General features: G+C 68.6%; 15 protein-coding genes. 10 read left to right on the forward strand and 5 right to left on the reverse strand.

Annotated features, from left to right (window positions below; translation table 11 throughout):
* Complete coding sequence (locus tag GQ56_RS0132910) at positions 1–822, reverse strand: hypothetical protein (RefSeq protein ID WP_031402703.1); 822 nt, start codon at positions 820–822, stop codon at positions 1–3.
* 192 nt (positions 823–1,014) lie between these two features.
* On the opposite strand from GQ56_RS0132910, the gene zigA reads away from it, so the two are divergent.
* The 5 genes from zigA to GQ56_RS0132935 are packed head-to-tail and all read left to right on the forward strand — an operon-like array spanning position 1,015 to position 5,719.
* Positions 1,015–2,223: a zinc metallochaperone GTPase ZigA gene (gene zigA, locus GQ56_RS0132915; protein WP_200878016.1), complete on the forward strand. Its 1,209-nt coding sequence runs from the start codon at positions 1,015–1,017 to the stop codon at positions 2,221–2,223.
* Between the two features lie 60 nt (positions 2,224–2,283).
* On the forward strand, positions 2,284–3,204 hold the full coding sequence (gene folE2, locus GQ56_RS0132920; protein WP_031402705.1) for a GTP cyclohydrolase FolE2: 921 nt from the start codon (positions 2,284–2,286) through the stop codon (positions 3,202–3,204).
* Positions 3,198–3,779: a 6-pyruvoyl trahydropterin synthase family protein gene (locus tag GQ56_RS0132925; RefSeq protein ID WP_031402706.1), complete on the forward strand. Its 582-nt coding sequence runs from the start codon at positions 3,198–3,200 to the stop codon at positions 3,777–3,779. The genes folE2 and GQ56_RS0132925 overlap by 7 nt, the downstream gene beginning before the upstream one ends.
* On the forward strand, positions 3,776–4,336 hold the full coding sequence (locus GQ56_RS0132930) for a gamma carbonic anhydrase family protein (protein ID WP_031402707.1): 561 nt from the start codon (positions 3,776–3,778) through the stop codon (positions 4,334–4,336). The genes GQ56_RS0132925 and GQ56_RS0132930 overlap by 4 nt, the downstream gene beginning before the upstream one ends.
* 3 nt (positions 4,337–4,339) lie before the next feature.
* Entirely contained in the window at positions 4,340–5,719 is a 1,380-nt protein-coding gene (locus GQ56_RS0132935) for a dihydroorotase (protein WP_031402708.1), read from the forward strand.
* A gap of 33 nt (positions 5,720–5,752) precedes the next feature.
* Here the strand turns inward: GQ56_RS0132935 and GQ56_RS0132940 are convergent, their stop codons facing one another.
* Entirely contained in the window at positions 5,753–6,217 is a 465-nt protein-coding gene (locus tag GQ56_RS0132940) for an Lrp/AsnC family transcriptional regulator (RefSeq protein ID WP_031402709.1), read from the reverse strand.
* 189 nt (positions 6,218–6,406) lie between these two features.
* Between GQ56_RS0132940 and GQ56_RS0132945 the strand changes: the two genes are divergently transcribed.
* The 3 genes from GQ56_RS0132945 (at position 6,407) to GQ56_RS0132955 (ending at position 8,887) form a co-directional block, all read left to right on the forward strand.
* Entirely contained in the window at positions 6,407–7,036 is a 630-nt protein-coding gene (locus GQ56_RS0132945) for a LysE family translocator (protein ID WP_031402710.1), read from the forward strand.
* Positions 7,037–7,211: 175 nt separating this feature from the next.
* A complete protein-coding gene (locus tag GQ56_RS0132950) occupies positions 7,212–8,165 on the forward strand; it encodes a DUF2167 domain-containing protein (RefSeq protein ID WP_031402711.1) in 954 nt (317 codons plus the stop codon).
* Complete coding sequence (locus GQ56_RS0132955) at positions 8,162–8,887, forward strand: site-2 protease family protein (RefSeq protein ID WP_031402712.1); 726 nt, start codon at positions 8,162–8,164, stop codon at positions 8,885–8,887. The genes GQ56_RS0132950 and GQ56_RS0132955 overlap by 4 nt, the downstream gene beginning before the upstream one ends.
* A 78-nt stretch (positions 8,888–8,965) precedes the next feature.
* Here GQ56_RS0132955 and GQ56_RS0132960 read toward each other — a convergent pair whose 3' ends face one another.
* A complete protein-coding gene (locus GQ56_RS0132960) occupies positions 8,966–10,342 on the reverse strand; it encodes an MFS transporter (protein WP_031402713.1) in 1,377 nt (458 codons plus the stop codon).
* A 247-nt stretch (positions 10,343–10,589) separates the two neighbouring features.
* On the opposite strand from GQ56_RS0132960, the gene GQ56_RS0132965 reads away from it, so the two are divergent.
* Complete coding sequence (locus tag GQ56_RS0132965; RefSeq protein ID WP_031402714.1) at positions 10,590–12,167, forward strand: aldehyde dehydrogenase (NADP(+)); 1,578 nt, start codon at positions 10,590–10,592, stop codon at positions 12,165–12,167.
* A gap of 482 nt (positions 12,168–12,649) precedes the next feature.
* On the opposite strand, the gene kdgD is transcribed toward GQ56_RS0132965, so the two are convergent.
* Complete coding sequence (kdgD, locus tag GQ56_RS0132975) at positions 12,650–13,564, reverse strand: 5-dehydro-4-deoxyglucarate dehydratase (protein WP_031402715.1); 915 nt, start codon at positions 13,562–13,564, stop codon at positions 12,650–12,652.
* Between the two features lie 228 nt (positions 13,565–13,792).
* Here kdgD and garD point away from each other — a divergent pair, with 228 nt between their 5' ends.
* Positions 13,793–15,346 (forward strand): galactarate dehydratase, encoded by a 1,554-nt coding sequence (garD, locus tag GQ56_RS0132980; RefSeq protein WP_031402716.1) that lies wholly within the window; start codon positions 13,793–13,795, stop codon positions 15,344–15,346.
* 84 nt (positions 15,347–15,430) lie between these two features.
* Here the strand turns inward: garD and GQ56_RS0132985 are convergent, their stop codons facing one another.
* Positions 15,431–15,913 carry an Lrp/AsnC family transcriptional regulator gene (locus tag GQ56_RS0132985; RefSeq protein ID WP_031402717.1) on the reverse strand — a complete coding sequence of 161 codons (483 nt, stop codon included), beginning with the start codon at positions 15,911–15,913 and terminating at the stop codon, positions 15,431–15,433.
* Between the last annotated feature and the right edge of the window lie 22 nt (positions 15,914–15,935).

Here is a 15,935-nt window from a genome sequence, read left to right on the forward strand (position 1 = left end):
TCATTGCTCGACGGAGGGCGGGCCTTCCGTCGGCGCGGGCCCGGGCGTCGGCGCCGGCGCCGGCGTGCCCGCCAGCGGGGTGCCGGTTTCGGTCCCGGCGCGCTGGTACGACGCCAGTTCGTTCGAATAGCGCGCCGTTCGCGTCCCGTTCACGTCGTAGTACTCCTCGACCGACTTGACCCAGCGGCCCACGGCCGGCACGTACCAGAACGCCTTGTAGGTCTTGCCGGTCTGTTCCGCCGTGCCGTTGTTGCGGCTCTGCATCACGATCGTCGAGCCGCCCGCGTTGCGCGATACGCCGGAGGTGATCGACTGTCCCGGCGCGGTCTCGGCCTTCCACGTGCCTTCGGCCTCGATCTTGATCGCATCGAACTTGCCGCCGGCCACGGTGACGGTGTCGGGGCCGACGACCTTGTAGTGCGTGTCGTACGCCTCCGATGCATGTTGCGGATTCGGATGCGACTCGCTGTAGCTCACCGTCCACGTCTTGCCGGCCTTCAGCGGAAACGCCAGCGGACGGTTCACCACGATTTCCGTGCCGTTGACGCTGCGCGAACGGCTCCAGTCCGTATCGACGATCAGTTCGCGCGGCGCCTGCGTCGTGCCGCTCTGCCGGGTCTCGACATAGAGGTGCTCGGCCGTCGCACGCTGCACCGAAATCTGGTCGCGGGTCTGGCGCCAGCCGTTCGGGCCGATTTCGACGGTGTTGATGTAGGTCCAGGTATCGCCCGGTTTCAGCGTCGGGGCTGCGATCGACTGGGCGAGCGCGACGCCGGGCAGCGCGGCGCAGAGTGACAACGCGACAAGTATTTTCGTTTTCATGGTGGGAAGAGGGCCATCGGTCTCGCCGGCAAGCTTATCAACCCGACCTTTCAATCGGCATGCCATGCGCGGCGCCGCCGCACCGTGAATCGCCGCCGGACGACCGGCCTGCTGGACGTCCGAAATGATATGTTATATCGTTGCGATACAATATATCATTCGATCCTCAACGTTCTCTTCCGGAATCGCCCGATGAGCACCGCCCCCCCTCCGTCCACGCGGCTTCCCGTGACCGTCCTGTCCGGCTTTCTCGGCGCCGGCAAGACGACGCTGCTCAACCACATCCTCAACAATCGCGAGGGCCGTCGCGTCGCGGTGATCGTCAACGACATGTCCGAGGTCAACATCGACGCGGCGCTCGTCCGCGACGGCGGCGCGGGGCTGTCGCGCACCGACGAGAAGCTGGTCGAGATGAGCAACGGCTGCATCTGCTGCACGCTGCGCGAGGATCTGCTGATCGAGGTCGACCGGCTCGCGCGCGAAGGACGCTTCGATCAGCTCGTGATCGAGTCGACCGGCATCTCGGAGCCGCTGCCGGTGGCCGAGACGTTCACGTTCGAAGGCGAGGACGGCCGCAGCCTCGGAGAAGTCGCGCGGCTCGACACGATGGTGACGGTGGTCGACGCGTTCAACTTCCTGCGCGACTACGCGTCGCGCGACAGCCTGCGGTCGCGCGGCGAATCGATGGGCGACGAGGATGCGCGCACGGTGGTCGACCTGCTGATCGACCAGATCGAGTTCTGCGACGTGATCGTGATCAACAAGACCGACCTGATCGACGACGGCGCGCGCGAGCGGCTGGTCGCGCTGCTGCGCGGGCTGAACCCGCGGGCGCGGATCGAGATCGCCGCATTCGGCAAGGTGCCGCTCGAACGCGTGCTCGACACGGGCCTGTTCGATTTCGACGCGGCGTCGCGCGCGCCGGGCTGGCTGCAGGAGATGCGCGGCACGCACACGCCTGAAACCGACGAATACGGAATCCGCAGCTTCGTCTACCGCGCGCGGCGGCCGTTCCATCCGCAACGCTTCTTCGATCTCGTCGAAAGCGAATGGCCGGGCGTCGTCCGCTCGAAGGGGTTTTTCTGGCTGGCCACGCACCCGACCGTCGCAGGCTCGTGGTCGCAGGCCGGCGCGGTCGCGCGGCACGGGCCGGCCGGCCACTGGTGGGCGGCCGTGCCGCCCGAGCGCTGGCCGCAGGACGCCGAAGCCGTCGCGCAGATCCGCGCGCGCTGGGACGAGCGCGTCGGCGACGCGCGGCAGGAACTCGTGCTGATCGGCATGGACATGGACGAGCCCGCGCTGCGTACGCGCTTCGACGCGTGTCTGCTGACCGACGCCGAGATGGCCGTCGGCCCCGAACACTGGACCACGTGGGACAACCCGTTTCGCGACTGGTCCTGACCTGAACGCGCGCTGCCTGCTTCGATCCGGACGCAGACGGCGCGCCACCGGATTCCGAGCATGAATGCAGCCCTTCCCGACGTATCCCTGACCGATGCCGCACCGGGCCACCGCCCGCTCGAATGGGTCGGCATGCAGGGCATCGACCTGCCTGTCGCGGTGGCCGAGCCCGGCTGCCGGCGCGACGTGCACGCGCGCGCCGACGTACAGATCGACCTGCCCGAGCCGCACGTGAAAGGCATCCACATGTCGCGGCTGTACCGGCTGCTCGACTGGCTCGCGCAGGATGAGGCGCTGTCGCCCGCCGCGCTGCAGCGCGTGCTGCGCGCGATGGTCGACAGCCACCGCGATTGCGACACGCGCAGCGCGCGCGTGCGGTTGCGCTTCGACCTGCTGGCGCGCCGCGCGGCGCTCGTGACCGAGGGGCTGGCCGGGTGGAAGGCTTATCCGGTCCGGATCGATGCGATGCTGGCCGGCGACGCGCTCGAGCTGCGCGCGCAGGTGACGGTCGCCTATTCGTCGACGTGCCCGTGCTCGGCGGCGCTGTCGCGGCACTGGGTCGAGCAGGCGTTCCTGACGGCATTCGGCCGCGAGGACCGCGTGGACCCGGCCGCGGTTGCCGCATGGCTGAAACGGCATGCGACGGCCGCCACGCCGCACAGCCAGCGCAGCGAGGCCGTCGTGAGCGTCGGGTTGCCCGCCGACGGCGCGGCGCTGGGGCTGATCGACCTGGTCGACCGCGTCGAACGCGCGCTCGGCACGCCGGTGCAGACGGCCGTCAAGCGTGCGGACGAACAGGCGTTCGCGGTGCTGAACGGCGAGAACCTGATGTTCGTCGAGGATGCCGCGCGCCGCGTGCAGGCCGCGCTCGACGGCCGGCATGCGAGCCCGCGCGTTCGCGTGCGTCATCTGGAAAGCCTGCATCCGCACGATGCGGTGGCCTGGGCCGCACCGGTTCGCGAAGGCGCGCACGCATGCTGATCCGCAAGCTGTTCCGGTTCGAGAATGCGCACGTCGTGCGAGGCTGCAGCACGCGGCGCTGCTCGCATTCGATCCACGGCCATTCGTACCGTGTCGAGCTGCTGCTCGAGGCGCATGCGCTGGACCACGGCCAGATGGTCTACGACTTCGGGCTGCTCAAGGGCGACGTGCGCGACCTGATCGACGCATTCGATCATGCGGTGACGCTGTGGTCGGATGACGATCCGCGCTATGTCGAGGACATGCGCCGTCATTCGGAGCGCTGGGTGCTGCTGCCCGTGTCGCCGAGCGCGGAACAGTTCTCGCGCGTGTTCTTCCGGCTCGTCGACGCGGCGCTGGGCGGCACACGCATGACGAACGGCGAAGCCGGCGTGCGACTGCATTCGGTCATCGTGCACGAGACCGAGACCGGCTACGCGCAGTGCTTTCGCGGCGACGCATTCAATCCGCGCATGGGCCGCATCGAGCTCGAAGCGATCACGTTCGCGCCGGCCATCGCCGCGCAGTGGCGCGATCCGGGCCTGTTCGACCGGCTCAGGCGCATCGACTCCCTTTCCACGCAGGAATCCTCATGATCCGGAAGAACCCGCGCGGCGACCTGCCGCAGATTCACCCGAATGCATTCGTCGATCCGACCGCCATCCTGTGCGGGCTGGTGGTCGTCGAGGAAAACGTGTTCATCGGCCCGTACGCGGTGATCCGCGCGGACGAAACGGACGCGGACGGCCGGATCGCGCCGATCGTGATCGGCGCGCATTCGAACATCCAGGACGGCGTCGTGATTCATTCCAAGTCGGGCGCGAGCGTCACGATCGGCCGGCATACGTCGATCGCGCATCGCGCCATCGTCCACGGGCCGTGCAGGGTCGGCGACGGCGTGTTCGTCGGATTCAACAGCGTGCTGTTCAACTGCACGATCGACGACGGTTGCGTCGTGCGCTACAACGCGGTCGTCGACGGCTGCCACCTGCCGCCGGGCTTCTACGTGCGCTCGACCGAACGCATCGGGCCGGAAACCGATCTTGCCGCGTTGCCGCAGGTGACGGCCGACGCGAGCGATTTCTCCGAGGACGTCGCGCGCACGAACAATGCGCTGGTGCTCGGCTACAAGCACATCCAGAACGAGTTCTGAGCGATGGGCGAGTGGCTGCGATGTGAAGCGGACGACCGGGCGACGCGACGCCACGCCGACCTGCTCGTGCACGGCGGCACCGTGATGACGCCCGGCGGCGCGGAACGGCTCGACGTTGCGTGCGCGGAGGGCCGGGTGGTCGCGCTCGGCGCACTGCGCGGCAGCTGGAGCGCCGACACGCTGCTCGATGCGGGCGGGCTGCATGTCCTGCCGGGCGTCGTCGACAGCCAGGTGCATTTTCGCGAACCGGGGCTGACGCACAAGGAAACCATCGAGGCGGGGACGCGCGGCGCGGTGCTCGGCGGCGTCACGACGATCTTCGAGATGCCCAATACGCATCCGCTGACGCTCGGCGAGCAGGATCTGCAGGCGAAGCTGGATCTGGCGCGCGGGCGGGCGTGGTGCGACTACGCGTTCTATCTCGGCGGCTCGGCCGTGAACGCCGAACGGCTGCCGGCGCTCGAGCGCCTGCCCGGCTGTGCGGGCGTGAAGGTCTTCATGGGCAGTTCGTTCGGCGATCTGCTGGCCGACGACGAAACCGTATTGCGGCGGATCCTGCGCAACGGGCGGCGGCGCATGGCCGTGCATGCGGAGGACGAGGCGCGGCTGCGCGAACGCCGCGCGCTCGTGGAGGCGAGCGGCGACGTGCGCGACCATCCGCGCTGGCGCGACGAGGAAAGCGCGCTGGCCGCGACGCGGCGCATCGTCGGGCTGGCCGCGCAGGCGGGGCGCCGGCTGCATGTCTTGCATGTGTCGACGGCCGGCGAAATGGCGCTGCTTGCGCAGCACCGGCGGCACGTGACGGTCGAGGTCACCCCGCATCACCTGAGCCTGCATGCGCCCGATTGCTACGAGCGGCTGGGCACGCTGGCGCAGATGAATCCGCCGGTGCGCGAGCGGCATCACCAGCAGGCGCTGTGGCAGGCCGTGCGCGACGGCGTGGTCGACGTGATCGGCAGCGATCACGCACCGCATACGCGCGACGAAAAGCGCCGGCCCTATCCGCAGTCGCCGAGCGGGATGACCGGCGTGCAGACGCTGTTGCCGCTGATGCTCGATCACGTGCAGGCGGGCCGCCTGAGCCTCGAACGGCTGGTCGACCTGACCAGCGCCGGGCCGGCGCGCGTGTTCGGCATCGCGGGCAAGGGGCGCATCGCGGCGGGTTACGACGCCGATTTCAGCATCGTCGACCTGCGCGCGCGGCGGATCATCCGCGACGAATGGATCGCCAGCGTCAGCGGCTGGACGCCGTACGACGGATGCGCGGTCACGGGCTGGCCCGTGCATACGGTCGTGCGCGGGCACGTCGCCGTGCGCGACGGCGCGCTGAACGGCCGGCCGGCGGGGCAGGCCGTCACGTTCCTGGATGCCTGGCCTGCATAGGGAGCGCATGCGCGTGCCCCATGCAGCCCGACCCTAGATCGGCAGGCGAACCGTCTGCTTGATGCGCTTCAGCGGAATTTCGGTCTCGACGTTGCGCACGCCTTCGATCTGCGTGAGCGTTTCCATCTGGAAACGCTGGTAGTCGTCGAGATCCCGGGCGATCACGCGCAGCAGGTAATCGTAGCTGCCGGCCATCAGGTGACATTCGAGCACCTCGGGCGCCTGCTCGATCTCGCGCGCGAAGCGTTCGACGGTCGCCTTGTCCTGGCGCTCCAGCGTGACGCGCACGAACGCGGTGAACCGGAGGTCGACCGACGCGGGGTTCAGCAGCGCCACATAGGCGTCGATCACGCCCTGTTCCTCGAGCAGGTGAACGCGGCGCAGGCACGGCGTGGCCGACAGCCCGGCCTGCTGCGCGAGTTCGGCGTTCGTCTGGTTGGAATTCCGTTGCAACGCACGCAGGATGCGCCGGTCGATCGCGTCCAGTTTGATTGACATCTTTGACTGCCAGTTGTGTGATTTGTAGAGAATAGCGCCAAACTGGGTGGCTAAAATAGCCAAATACGCATCCAATCTCCACCGGAGGACGTCGATAATCTGACGACCGGCCGGCCTGTACGCCACGCTGTCGTTGCATCGGGCTTGCCATTCCCGCCCGCCCGCCTGTCCCTTTTCCGGAGCTTTCCCATGTCGCACGTATCCTGGTTGCCCTTCATCGCCACGTCGCTTCTGATCATCGTCACGCCGGGCCAGGACATGCTGCTGGTAATGTCGCGCACGCTGTCCGGCGGCACGCGCGCGGGGCTCGTCACGGCCGCGGGCGTCAGCGTCGGGCTGCTCGTCCACACGACGCTCGCGACCCTCGGGCTGGGCGCGCTTCTTCAGGCATCCGAATGGCTGTTCACGGCGTTGAAGGTCGTCGGCGCGCTGTACCTGCTGTACCTCGGCATCGCGCTGCTGCGCTCGTCGGGAGAATTGACGCTCGCGAGCGTCAGCGGCGGCGCGCGGGCCTCGCGGCTTCGCACGTTCGCGCAAGGCGCGTTGTCCAACGTCTCGAATCCGAAGGTCGCGCTCTTCTATCTGGCGTTCCTGCCGCAGTTCGTCCCGGCGGGCGCCGCGCATCCGATGCTGTCGCTGTTCGTGCTGGGTGCGACCTTTGCCGGCCTGACGTTCCTGGTCAAGGGGCCGGTCGCGCTGTTCGCCGGCCTGCTGTCGGCGTCGATCCGCCGCAACCCGCGCATCCTGACGCGCATGCACCGCGTCAGCGGCGTGGTGTTGCTGGCGCTCGGCGTGAAGCTCGCGTTCGAGCGCCGCTGACCGCGCATCGGGCGGGCGTGGCGTCGAATGCGGCGCCGCGCCGTTCCCGGGCGCGTCGCGACACTGCGTTACCATAGCCCCCGTGCCAACTGAGAGACGACGCCGGACCCGCGCCTGAAGCGCATGGGCCGGTGCCGTGCATATTTACGACAAGGCATTCCAGGGGAATCCAACAATGAAAAAGCTTGCCGTCCGGCTCGCCTGCATGGCGACGCTCGCGTTCGCCGCGACCACCGGCCACGCGCAGACCGAAGCTGCGCAGGTGGAGATGAGGGCCGCCGCCGCGGCCGCCAACGAGGCGGTCGTGAAAGGCCCGACCGACATCGACGTGAAACACGAAGCCGTGCTGAAGCTGAAGGCCGGCGAATCGTTCGTGCCGGCCGCCGAAGCCGGCCGCTACCTGCGCTCGATGGGCAACTCGATCGACGAATCGAAGCTGGTCGGCCTCGTGCTGCCCGACGATCCCGACGCCGACTGGATCTCGGTCGTGTCATTCGAGCCGAGCGGCTACATCCGCGACGACGACGCGAAGGACTGGAAACCCGACGAACTGCTGAAGAACCTGCAGGCCGGCACCGAGGAAGACAACCCCGGGCGCAAGGAACGCGGGCTGCCCGAGACCGAGGTGGTCGGCTGGGCGAAGGCGCCCGCCTACGACGCGGCCACGCACCGGCTCGTCTGGTCCGCGATCATCCGCGACAAGGGCGCGGCGCCGAACGCCGAGAACGACGGCGTGAACTACCGGACGCTCGTGCTGGGCCGCGACGGCTACCTGTCGCTGACGATGGCGTCGACGCTCGCCGATCTGCCGAAATACAAGGCGTCGGCCGACGATCTGCTGTCGAGCATCAGCTTCAACGGCGGCAAGCGCTACGCCGATTTCAACCAGTCGACGGACCACGTCGCCGAGTATGGCCTCGCCGCGCTGATCGTCGGCGTCGGCGCGAAGAAGCTCGGCCTGCTCGCGCTGATCGGCGCGTTCGCGGTGAAGTTCTTCAAGGTCGGCGCGGTCGCGCTGCTGGCGGGCGGCGCGGCGCTGAAGCGCTTCTTCGGACGCAAGCCGAAGGCGGCCGCGGTGCCGGCCGTCGCGGATGCATCGGACGCGTCCGCCGCGGAGCGCAAGGAATGACGAAGCTGCTGCTGCTGATTTTCGGCGGCCTCAAGCTTGGCAAGGTGCTCCTGTCGGCGGGCACCATGCTGGCGTCGATCGCGGTCTACGCGCTGTTCTACGGCTGGCGGTTCGCGGCCGGCTTCGTCGCGCTGCTGCTGGTGCACGAGGCCGGCCACTACGTCGCCGCGCAGCGGCGCGGGCTCGATGTCGGGTTGCCGACCTTCATCCCGTTCGTCGGCGCGTGGATTCAACTGAAGGAGATGCCGCACGACGCGGAGACCGAGGCGTACGTCGGGCTTGCCGGGCCGTTCGTCGGCACGCTCGGCGCGCTCGCCTGCTATGCGGCCGCGCGCCATTACGACAGCAACCTGCTGCTCGCGCTGTCGTACACCGGCTTCTTCCTGAACCTGTTCAACATGATTCCGCTGTCGCCGTTCGACGGCGGCCGGATCACCGCGGTGCTGTCGCCGCGGATCTGGTTCGCGGGCGTCCCGGTGCTGATCGCGCTGTTCGTGTATCGCCCGAGCCCGCTGCTGATCGTGATGGCGCTCCTCGCGCTGCCGCAGTTGAAGCGCGCGTGGCGCTACGATCCGGACGCTCCGGAGAACCGCGTGTACTACGCGACGTCGATCGAGACGAAGACGACGTATGCGCTCTGCTACGTCGGCCTGCTCGCGTTCCTCGCGCTGATGACGTCCGGCGTGCACGACATGCTGCGCGTCGCGCATTCCGCGGCCTGACCCGTTGCCGCCGGGACGCGATGCAAGAGCGGCGGCCGCCCGCGCGCGGCCGCCGTCGTTCCGTGCCGAAGCCGGCCGTCAGGCGTCGCGATGCCGCAGTTCGACGCGCCGGATGTCCTTCACGATCACGAGATAGCTGAACACGGTGACGAGCGCGTTGAGCCCGACGAACACGAGCGCGCCGTTGAACGAGCCGCTCGCGCCGACGAGGTAGCCGATCGCGATCGGCGCGACGATGCCGGCCGTGTTGCCGAACATGTTGAACAGGCTGCCCGACAGGCCGATCGCCTCCTTCGGCGCGGTATCGGCGACGACCGCCCAGCCGAGCGAACCGATGCCCTTGCCGAAGAACGACACGGCCATCAGCACGATCACCAGCGCCTCGCTGTCGACGTAGTTGCAGCCGATGATGACCATCGACAGCGCCATCCCGCCGACGATCGGGATCTTGCGCGCGAGCGTCAGCGACACGCCGCGGCGGATCAGCCCGTCCGACAGCATGCCGCCGAGCACGCCGCCCAGGAACCCGCAGATCGCGGGCAGCGAGGTCATGAAGCCGGCCTTCAGCAGCGACATCCCGCGCGCCTGCACGAGGTAGATCGGGAACCACGTGAGGAAGAAGTAGGTGAGCACGTTCACGCAGTACTGGCCGAGGTATACGCCGATCAGCATCCGGTTCGACAGCAGCTGGCGCACGTAGTACCAGCCGGCCACGCGGCTGCCCCCGGACGCCGCGCCGGCGCCGCGCGGCGCGGATCGCACCAGCCCGCCGCCCTGCTCGATATGTTCGAGTTCCGCGCGGTTCACGGCCGGATGGTCGGCCGGGTCCTTCACGACCCGCAGCCACAGGAGCGCGAGCGCGATGCCCGCGAGACCGAGCCACAGGTACACGTGGTGCCATCCGTACGCGTGCGTCAGCCACGCCATCAGCGGCGCGAACACCACGGCCGCGAAGTACTGCGCGGCGTTGAAGATCGCCGACGCCGTGCCGCGCTCGGCGGTCGGAAACCAGCTCGCGACGACTTTCGCGTTGGCGGGAAAGGCGGGCGCCTCGGCGATGCCGACCGCGAAGCGCATCGCGAACAGCGCGGCGACCGCGAACGCGGCGCTGCCGCCCAGGCCGATCGTGCTCTGCAGCAGCGTGAACGCCGACCACAGGAAGATGCTTGCCGCGTACACGCGCCGTGCGCCGAAGCGGTCGAGCAGCCAGCCGCTCGGCAGTTGCGCGAGCACGTACGCCCAACTGAACGCCGAGAAGATGTAGCCCATCGTCACCGGATCGATGCCGAACGCCTTGCGGATCGGCGTGCCGGTGATCGACAGCGTCGCGCGGTCCGCATAGTTGAGCGTCGTGACGACGAACAGCATCGCCAGGATCCAGTAGCGCATGGCGGTTCGCCGCGCGGTGTGCGCGAGGTCGTACGGAAGATCGCGAGGGGAGGTCTGATTCGGCACTTTAATGTACGTCGTCGTATGACATATCGGCAGTTTATTGGCATTGTCTGGCCGCAGAAACCTCGGGTTTTCCCTTTGCGATATCCTGTGAGAGGGTAATAAATACGGGGATATGCCGGATGCGAAAGGGTTTTGTGCGGGTCGGAACGAGCCCGGATGAGGATGTGAAATTTGATGTTTAGTGGGCGGACATCATATCTGTTGGGCTACAATGGGCGATCCATTCCCGAACCACGGAGCACACCCAATGCAACTGACAGGAGAGATGCTGATCGGCGCCGAAGCGGTGGCCGGCTCGGCCGGTACCTTGCGCGCGTTCGACCCGACGAAGGGCGAGCCGATCGATGCGCCGGCATTCGGCGTCGCGACGCAGGCCGACGTCGAGCGCGCGTGCGAACTCGCGCGCGATGCGTTCGATGCGTACCGCGCGCAGCCGCTCGCGGCCCGCGCGGCGTTTCTCGACGCGATCGCGGATGAAATCGTCGCGCTCGGCGACGCGCTGATCGAACGCGCGCATGCCGAAACGGGCCTGCCCGTCGCGCGGCTGCAGGGCGAGCGCGGCCGCACCGTCGGCCAGCTCCGGCTGTTCGCGCGGGTCGTGCGCGACGGGCGCTTTCTCGCGGCGTCGATCGATCCCGCGCAGCCCGCGCGCACGCCGCTGCCGCGTGCGGACCTGCGGCTGCAGAAGGTCGCGCTCGGGCCCGTCGTCGTGTTCGGCGCGAGCAACTTCCCGCTCGCGTTCTCGGTGGCCGGCGGCGATACGGCGTCGGCGCTCGCGGCCGGCTGCCCGGTGATCGTGAAGGCGCACGAGGCGCATCTCGGCACGTCCGAGCTGGTCGGCCGCGCGATCCGCGCCGCCGTCGCGAAAACCGGGATGCCGGCCGGCGTGTTCTCGCTGCTGGTCGGCCCCGGCCGCGTGATCGGCGCGGCGCTGGTCAGCCATCCGGCGATCCAGGCCGTCGGCTTCACGGGGTCGCGGCAGGGCGGCATGGCGCTCGTGCAGCTCGCGAACGCGCGCCCGCAGCCGATTCCCGTCTACGCGGAAATGAGCAGCATCAACCCGGTCGTGCTGTTCCCGGCGGCGCTCGCCGCGCGCGGCGACGCGATCGCGACGGGCTTCGTCGATTCGCTGACGCTCGGCGTCGGCCAGTTCTGTACCAACCCGGGCCTCGTGCTCGCGATCGACGGCCCCGACCTCGACCGCTTCGAGGCCGTCGCCGCGCAGGCGCTCGCGACGAAGCCGGCCGGCGTGATGCTCACGCGCGGCATTGCCGATGCGTATCGCAACGGCCGCGGCACGCTGGCCGAACTGCCGGGCGTGGGCGAAATCGGCGCGGGCGAGGCGGCGCGGACCGAATGCCAGGCGGGCGGTGCGCTGTACGAGGTCGGTGCGCAGGCGTTCCTGGCCGAGCCGGCGTTCAGCCACGAGGTGTTCGGGCCGGCGTCGCTGATCGTGCGCTGCCGCGATCTCGACGAAGTCGCGCGCGTGCTCGACGCGCTCGAAGGCCAGTTGACGGCCACGCTGCAGATGGACGCCGACGACAAGCCGCTCGCGCGCCGGCTGCTGCCGATCCTCGAGCGCAAGGCCGGGCGCCTGCTCGTGAACGGCTACCCGACCGGCGTCGAGGTGTGCGACGCGATGGTGCACGGCGGGCCGTTCCCCGCTACCTCGAACCCGGCCGTCACGTCGGTCGGCGCGACGGCGATCGACCGGTTCCTGCGGCCCGTGTGCTACCAGGATTTCCCGGACGATCTGCTGCCGGAAGGGTTGCAGGAGAAGAATCCGCTCGGGATTCCGAGGCTGCGGGACGGGCGCGCGGAGTGACGGGCCGGATCGGCTGAAGGCGCGATACCCGGCGTCTGCGGAGGTGCGAGGGCACCGGCAGATGTCGGGACGCAAAAAGGCGGAAGGGGCGAGTGAGCCGCTTCCGCCTTTTTTGCATCTCCCAGGCGTAGCGCAGTCGATTTCGATGGTGTTTCGATGCGCCTGTCGACCACGACACGTCCGGGCAGATCCTCGACGGCGAATCGAATGCGCGCACTTGTGCACGCATGCAAGGCCGGATCGAGGCTGGGTCAGGTCAGGTTCTGGAACGTGCGCCACCGGATCGTCGGGATCATCGCGCGGATGTGACGAGGCCGGACGGCATGCGAGGCAAGGCGAGGCGGCGTCGCGCACAGCGCTGCGCCGGAGGCGGCACGCATCGCGACGGATGCGTGCGCGGATACCGCGAACGATCGCGACACCGTCGAAGCGGCGCGCGACGCGACAACCGGCCGGCGCGGCGCCGCGCCGGCTGCGCCCGCTTACTGCGGGCCCATCTGCTTGATCAGCGCGTCGAGCTGCGCGACTTCGTCGTCGGCGAGATCGACGAGCGGCGCGCGCACCGGGCCCGCGTCGTGGCCGACGAGCTTCGCGCCCGCCTTCACGATGCTGACCGCATAGCCCGCGCGGCGATTGCGGATCTTCAGGTACGGCAGGAAGAACGTGTCGATCAGGCGGCCGACCGTAGCGTGGTCGTCCTTCGCGATCGCTTCGTAGAATTCCATTGCCGTCTTCGGGATGAAGTTGAACACGGCCGACGAATACACCGGCACGCCGAGCGCCTTGTAGGCGGCGGCATAGACCTCGGCCGTCGGCAGGCCGCCGAGGTACGCGAAGCGGTCGCCGAGGCGGCGGCGGATCGTGACCATGCTCTCGATTTCGCCGACGCCGTCCTTGAAGCCGATCAGGTTCGGGCAGCGGTCGGCGAGGCGCTCGAGCATGTCGGCGTTCAGCTTCGAATTCGCGCGGTTGTACACCACGACGCCGATCTTCAGCGCGCGGCACACCTGCTCGACGTGCTCGGCGATCCCTTCCTGGCTCGCTTCGGTCAGGTAATGCGGCATCAGCAGTATGCCGCTTGCGCCGAGGCGCTCGGCTTCCTGCGCATATTCGATCGCGACGCGCGTCGCGCCGCCCGCGCCGGCGAGGATCGGCACCTTGCCCTTGCAGGTTTCCGTCGCCACGCGGATCACGTCCGAATACTCGCGCTGCGTGAGCGAGAAGAATTCACCGGTGCCGCCCGCCGCGAACAGCGCGCTCGCGCCGTACGGCGCAAGCCATTCCAGGCGCTCGGCATAGGTGGTCGGGCGGAAATTGCCGTCGGCGTCGAAATCCGTGAGCGGAAACGACAGCAGGCCGTGGGAGATGATCTGTTTGAGTTCTTGCGGTGAGGTCATGGTTGGGTCGTCCGTCTAGCGCGAGTGCTGGGTTCGTCGGGAACGGCATACGAGCCACATTGGCGATGTCGTTGTATGTCATCGTACAACGAGGGGAAAGGTGACGCAAGCGGTTTGCTGGTCGCTCGGGAGTAGGGTCTTTCCGGATAAGGGTTTACGCAGCATCGCGGGCGCAGGTTGAATGTCGTATGATGACTAACAATACGGCCGATAGCCTCAGGAATTCCGATGACTGCTTCCCCGCTTTATATCCGCGTGCACCCGGACGACAACGTCGCGATCGTCGTCAACGACGGCGGCCTGCCCGAAGGGGCGACGTTCGCCGACGGGCTGACGCTGCGCGAAGGCGTGCCGCAGGGGCACAAGGTCGCGCTCGCCGATCTGGCGGCCGGCGACCCGGTCGTCCGCTACAACGTGGTGATCGGTTACGCGCTGGCCGACCTGCCGCGCGGCAGCTGGGTCAACGAGCGCACGATGCGCATGCCCGAGCCGCCGGGGCTCGACGACCTGCCGCTCGCGACCCGCGCCGCGCCGCCGCTGGCGCCGCTCGACGGCTATACGTTCGAGGGCTTCCGCAACGCGGACGGCTCGGTCGGCACGCGCAACATCCTTGCGATCACGACCACCGTGCAGTGCGTGTCGGGCGTCGTCGAGCATGCGGTGAAGCGCATCAAGGCCGAGCTGCTGCCGCGCTATCCGAACGTCGACGACGTGGTCGGGCTCGAGCACACGTACGGCTGCGGCGTCGCGATCGATGCGCCCGACGCCGACATCCCGATCCGCACGCTGCGCAACATCAGCCTGAATCCGAACTTCGGCGGCGAGGTGATGACCGTGAGCCTCGGCTGCGAGAAGCTGCAGCCCGAGCGCCTGCTGCCGCCCGGCGCGATTCCGGTCGCGGCCGACGGCGCGACGGACAACGGCGGCGTCGTGTGCCTGCAGGACGCCGCGCATGTCGGTTTCAACTCGATGATCGACTCGATCATGAAGATGGCCGAATCGCACCTCGAGCGGCTCGACCGCCGCCGCCGCGAGACGTGTCCGGCATCGGATCTCGTCGTCGGCGTGCAGTGCGGCGGCAGCGACGCGTTCTCGGGGCTCACCGCGAACCCGGCCGTCGGCTTCGCGGCCGACCTGCTGGTGCGGGCGGGCGCGACGATCATGTTCTCCGAGGTGACCGAAGTGCGCGACGGCGTCGCGCAGCTCACGTCGCGCGCGGCGAACGAGACGGTTGCGCGCGAGATCATCCGCGAGATGGACTGGTACGACCGCTACCTGCAGCGCGGCCGCGTCGACCGCAGCGCGAACACGACGCCTGGCAACAAGAAGGGCGGCCTGTCGAACATCGTCGAGAAGGCGATGGGGTCGATCGTGAAGTCGGGCAGCGCGCCGATCGCCGGCGTCGTGCGCCCCGGCGACCGTGCGCGGCAGAAGGGGCTGCTGTATGCGGCGACGCCCGCGAGCGACTTCATCTGCGGCACGCTGCAACTGGCGGCGGGGATGAACCTGCACGTGTTCACGACCGGCCGCGGCACGCCGTACGGCCTCGCTCAGGTGCCGGTGATCAAGGTCGCGACGCGCAGCGATCTCGCGCGCCGCTGGCACGACCTGATGGATCTCGACGCGGGGCGGATCGCCACCGGCGCGGCCACGATCGAGGAGACGGGCTGGGAACTGTTCCGGCTGATGCTCGACGTCGCGAGCGGCAAGCGCCGCACGTGGGCCGAACAATGGAAGCTGGCGAACGCGCTGACGCTGTTCAATCCGGCGCCGGTGACCTGACGCACGCGGTGGCGGCGGCAGACGACGCGGGCGCCTTCGGGCGCCCGTTTGCATGGCGGGGCGCGTAAGCGCGACGGACGGCCGTCACTCGATGCCGAGCGGCAGCGACAACCCGACCTTCACGCGCGACATCACGACCATCGTCTCGAAGTGGCGGATGTTGTGGTGCTGCCGGAACACGCGCGTCGAGAATTCCTCGTAGTGGTCGATGTCGCGCATCGCGATCATCAGCACGAAATCGGCGCGGCCCGTCACCACATAGCATTGCATGACTTCCGGCAGCGATTTCAGGAACCGCTTGAATTCGTCGAGCAGGTCGACCCGTTCGCGCTCGACCTGCACGAGCACGAGCATCGTCAACGGCAGGCCGACCTTGTTGGGATCGACGACGGCGACGTCCTGCTGGATATAGCGCTCGTCGCGCAGCCGCTTCACGCGGCGCAGGCACGCGGGCGGGCTCAGGCCGATTTCGGCGGCGAGCGCCTGGTTGGTGATCTGGTTGTCGTGCTGGAGGCGCGCGAGGATGCGCAGATCGAAGTCGTCGAGCGGCGCGGCAGTGGAATTCATCGGATTTCCTTGCGGAAGAAAA

Source organism: Burkholderia paludis (genome assembly GCF_000732615.1).
Lineage (GTDB): Bacteria > Pseudomonadota > Gammaproteobacteria > Burkholderiales > Burkholderiaceae > Burkholderia > Burkholderia paludis.

Coding starts and splice junctions, on each gene's coding strand:
- GQ56_RS0132940 (WP_031402709.1), bottom strand. CDS start 6,217: ATGTCAATCAAACTGGACGCGATCGACCGGCGCATCCTGCGTGCGTTG.
- GQ56_RS0132925 (WP_031402706.1), top strand. CDS start 3,198: ATGCTGATCCGCAAGCTGTTCCGGTTCGAGAATGCGCACGTCGTGCGA.
- kdgD (WP_031402715.1), bottom strand. CDS start 13,564: ATGACCTCACCGCAAGAACTCAAACAGATCATCTCCCACGGCCTGCTG.
- GQ56_RS0132935 (WP_031402708.1), top strand. CDS start 4,340: ATGGGCGAGTGGCTGCGATGTGAAGCGGACGACCGGGCGACGCGACGC.
- GQ56_RS0132965 (WP_031402714.1), top strand. CDS start 10,590: ATGCAACTGACAGGAGAGATGCTGATCGGCGCCGAAGCGGTGGCCGGC.
- GQ56_RS0132985 (WP_031402717.1), bottom strand. CDS start 15,913: ATGAATTCCACTGCCGCGCCGCTCGACGACTTCGATCTGCGCATCCTC.
- GQ56_RS0132910 (WP_031402703.1), bottom strand. CDS start 822: ATGAAAACGAAAATACTTGTCGCGTTGTCACTCTGCGCCGCGCTGCCC.
- GQ56_RS0132945 (WP_031402710.1), top strand. CDS start 6,407: ATGTCGCACGTATCCTGGTTGCCCTTCATCGCCACGTCGCTTCTGATC.
- GQ56_RS0132950 (WP_031402711.1), top strand. CDS start 7,212: ATGAAAAAGCTTGCCGTCCGGCTCGCCTGCATGGCGACGCTCGCGTTC.
- garD (WP_031402716.1), top strand. CDS start 13,793: ATGACTGCTTCCCCGCTTTATATCCGCGTGCACCCGGACGACAACGTC.
- GQ56_RS0132930 (WP_031402707.1), top strand. CDS start 3,776: ATGATCCGGAAGAACCCGCGCGGCGACCTGCCGCAGATTCACCCGAAT.
- folE2 (WP_031402705.1), top strand. CDS start 2,284: ATGAATGCAGCCCTTCCCGACGTATCCCTGACCGATGCCGCACCGGGC.
- GQ56_RS0132955 (WP_031402712.1), top strand. CDS start 8,162: ATGACGAAGCTGCTGCTGCTGATTTTCGGCGGCCTCAAGCTTGGCAAG.
- zigA (WP_200878016.1), top strand. CDS start 1,015: ATGAGCACCGCCCCCCCTCCGTCCACGCGGCTTCCCGTGACCGTCCTG.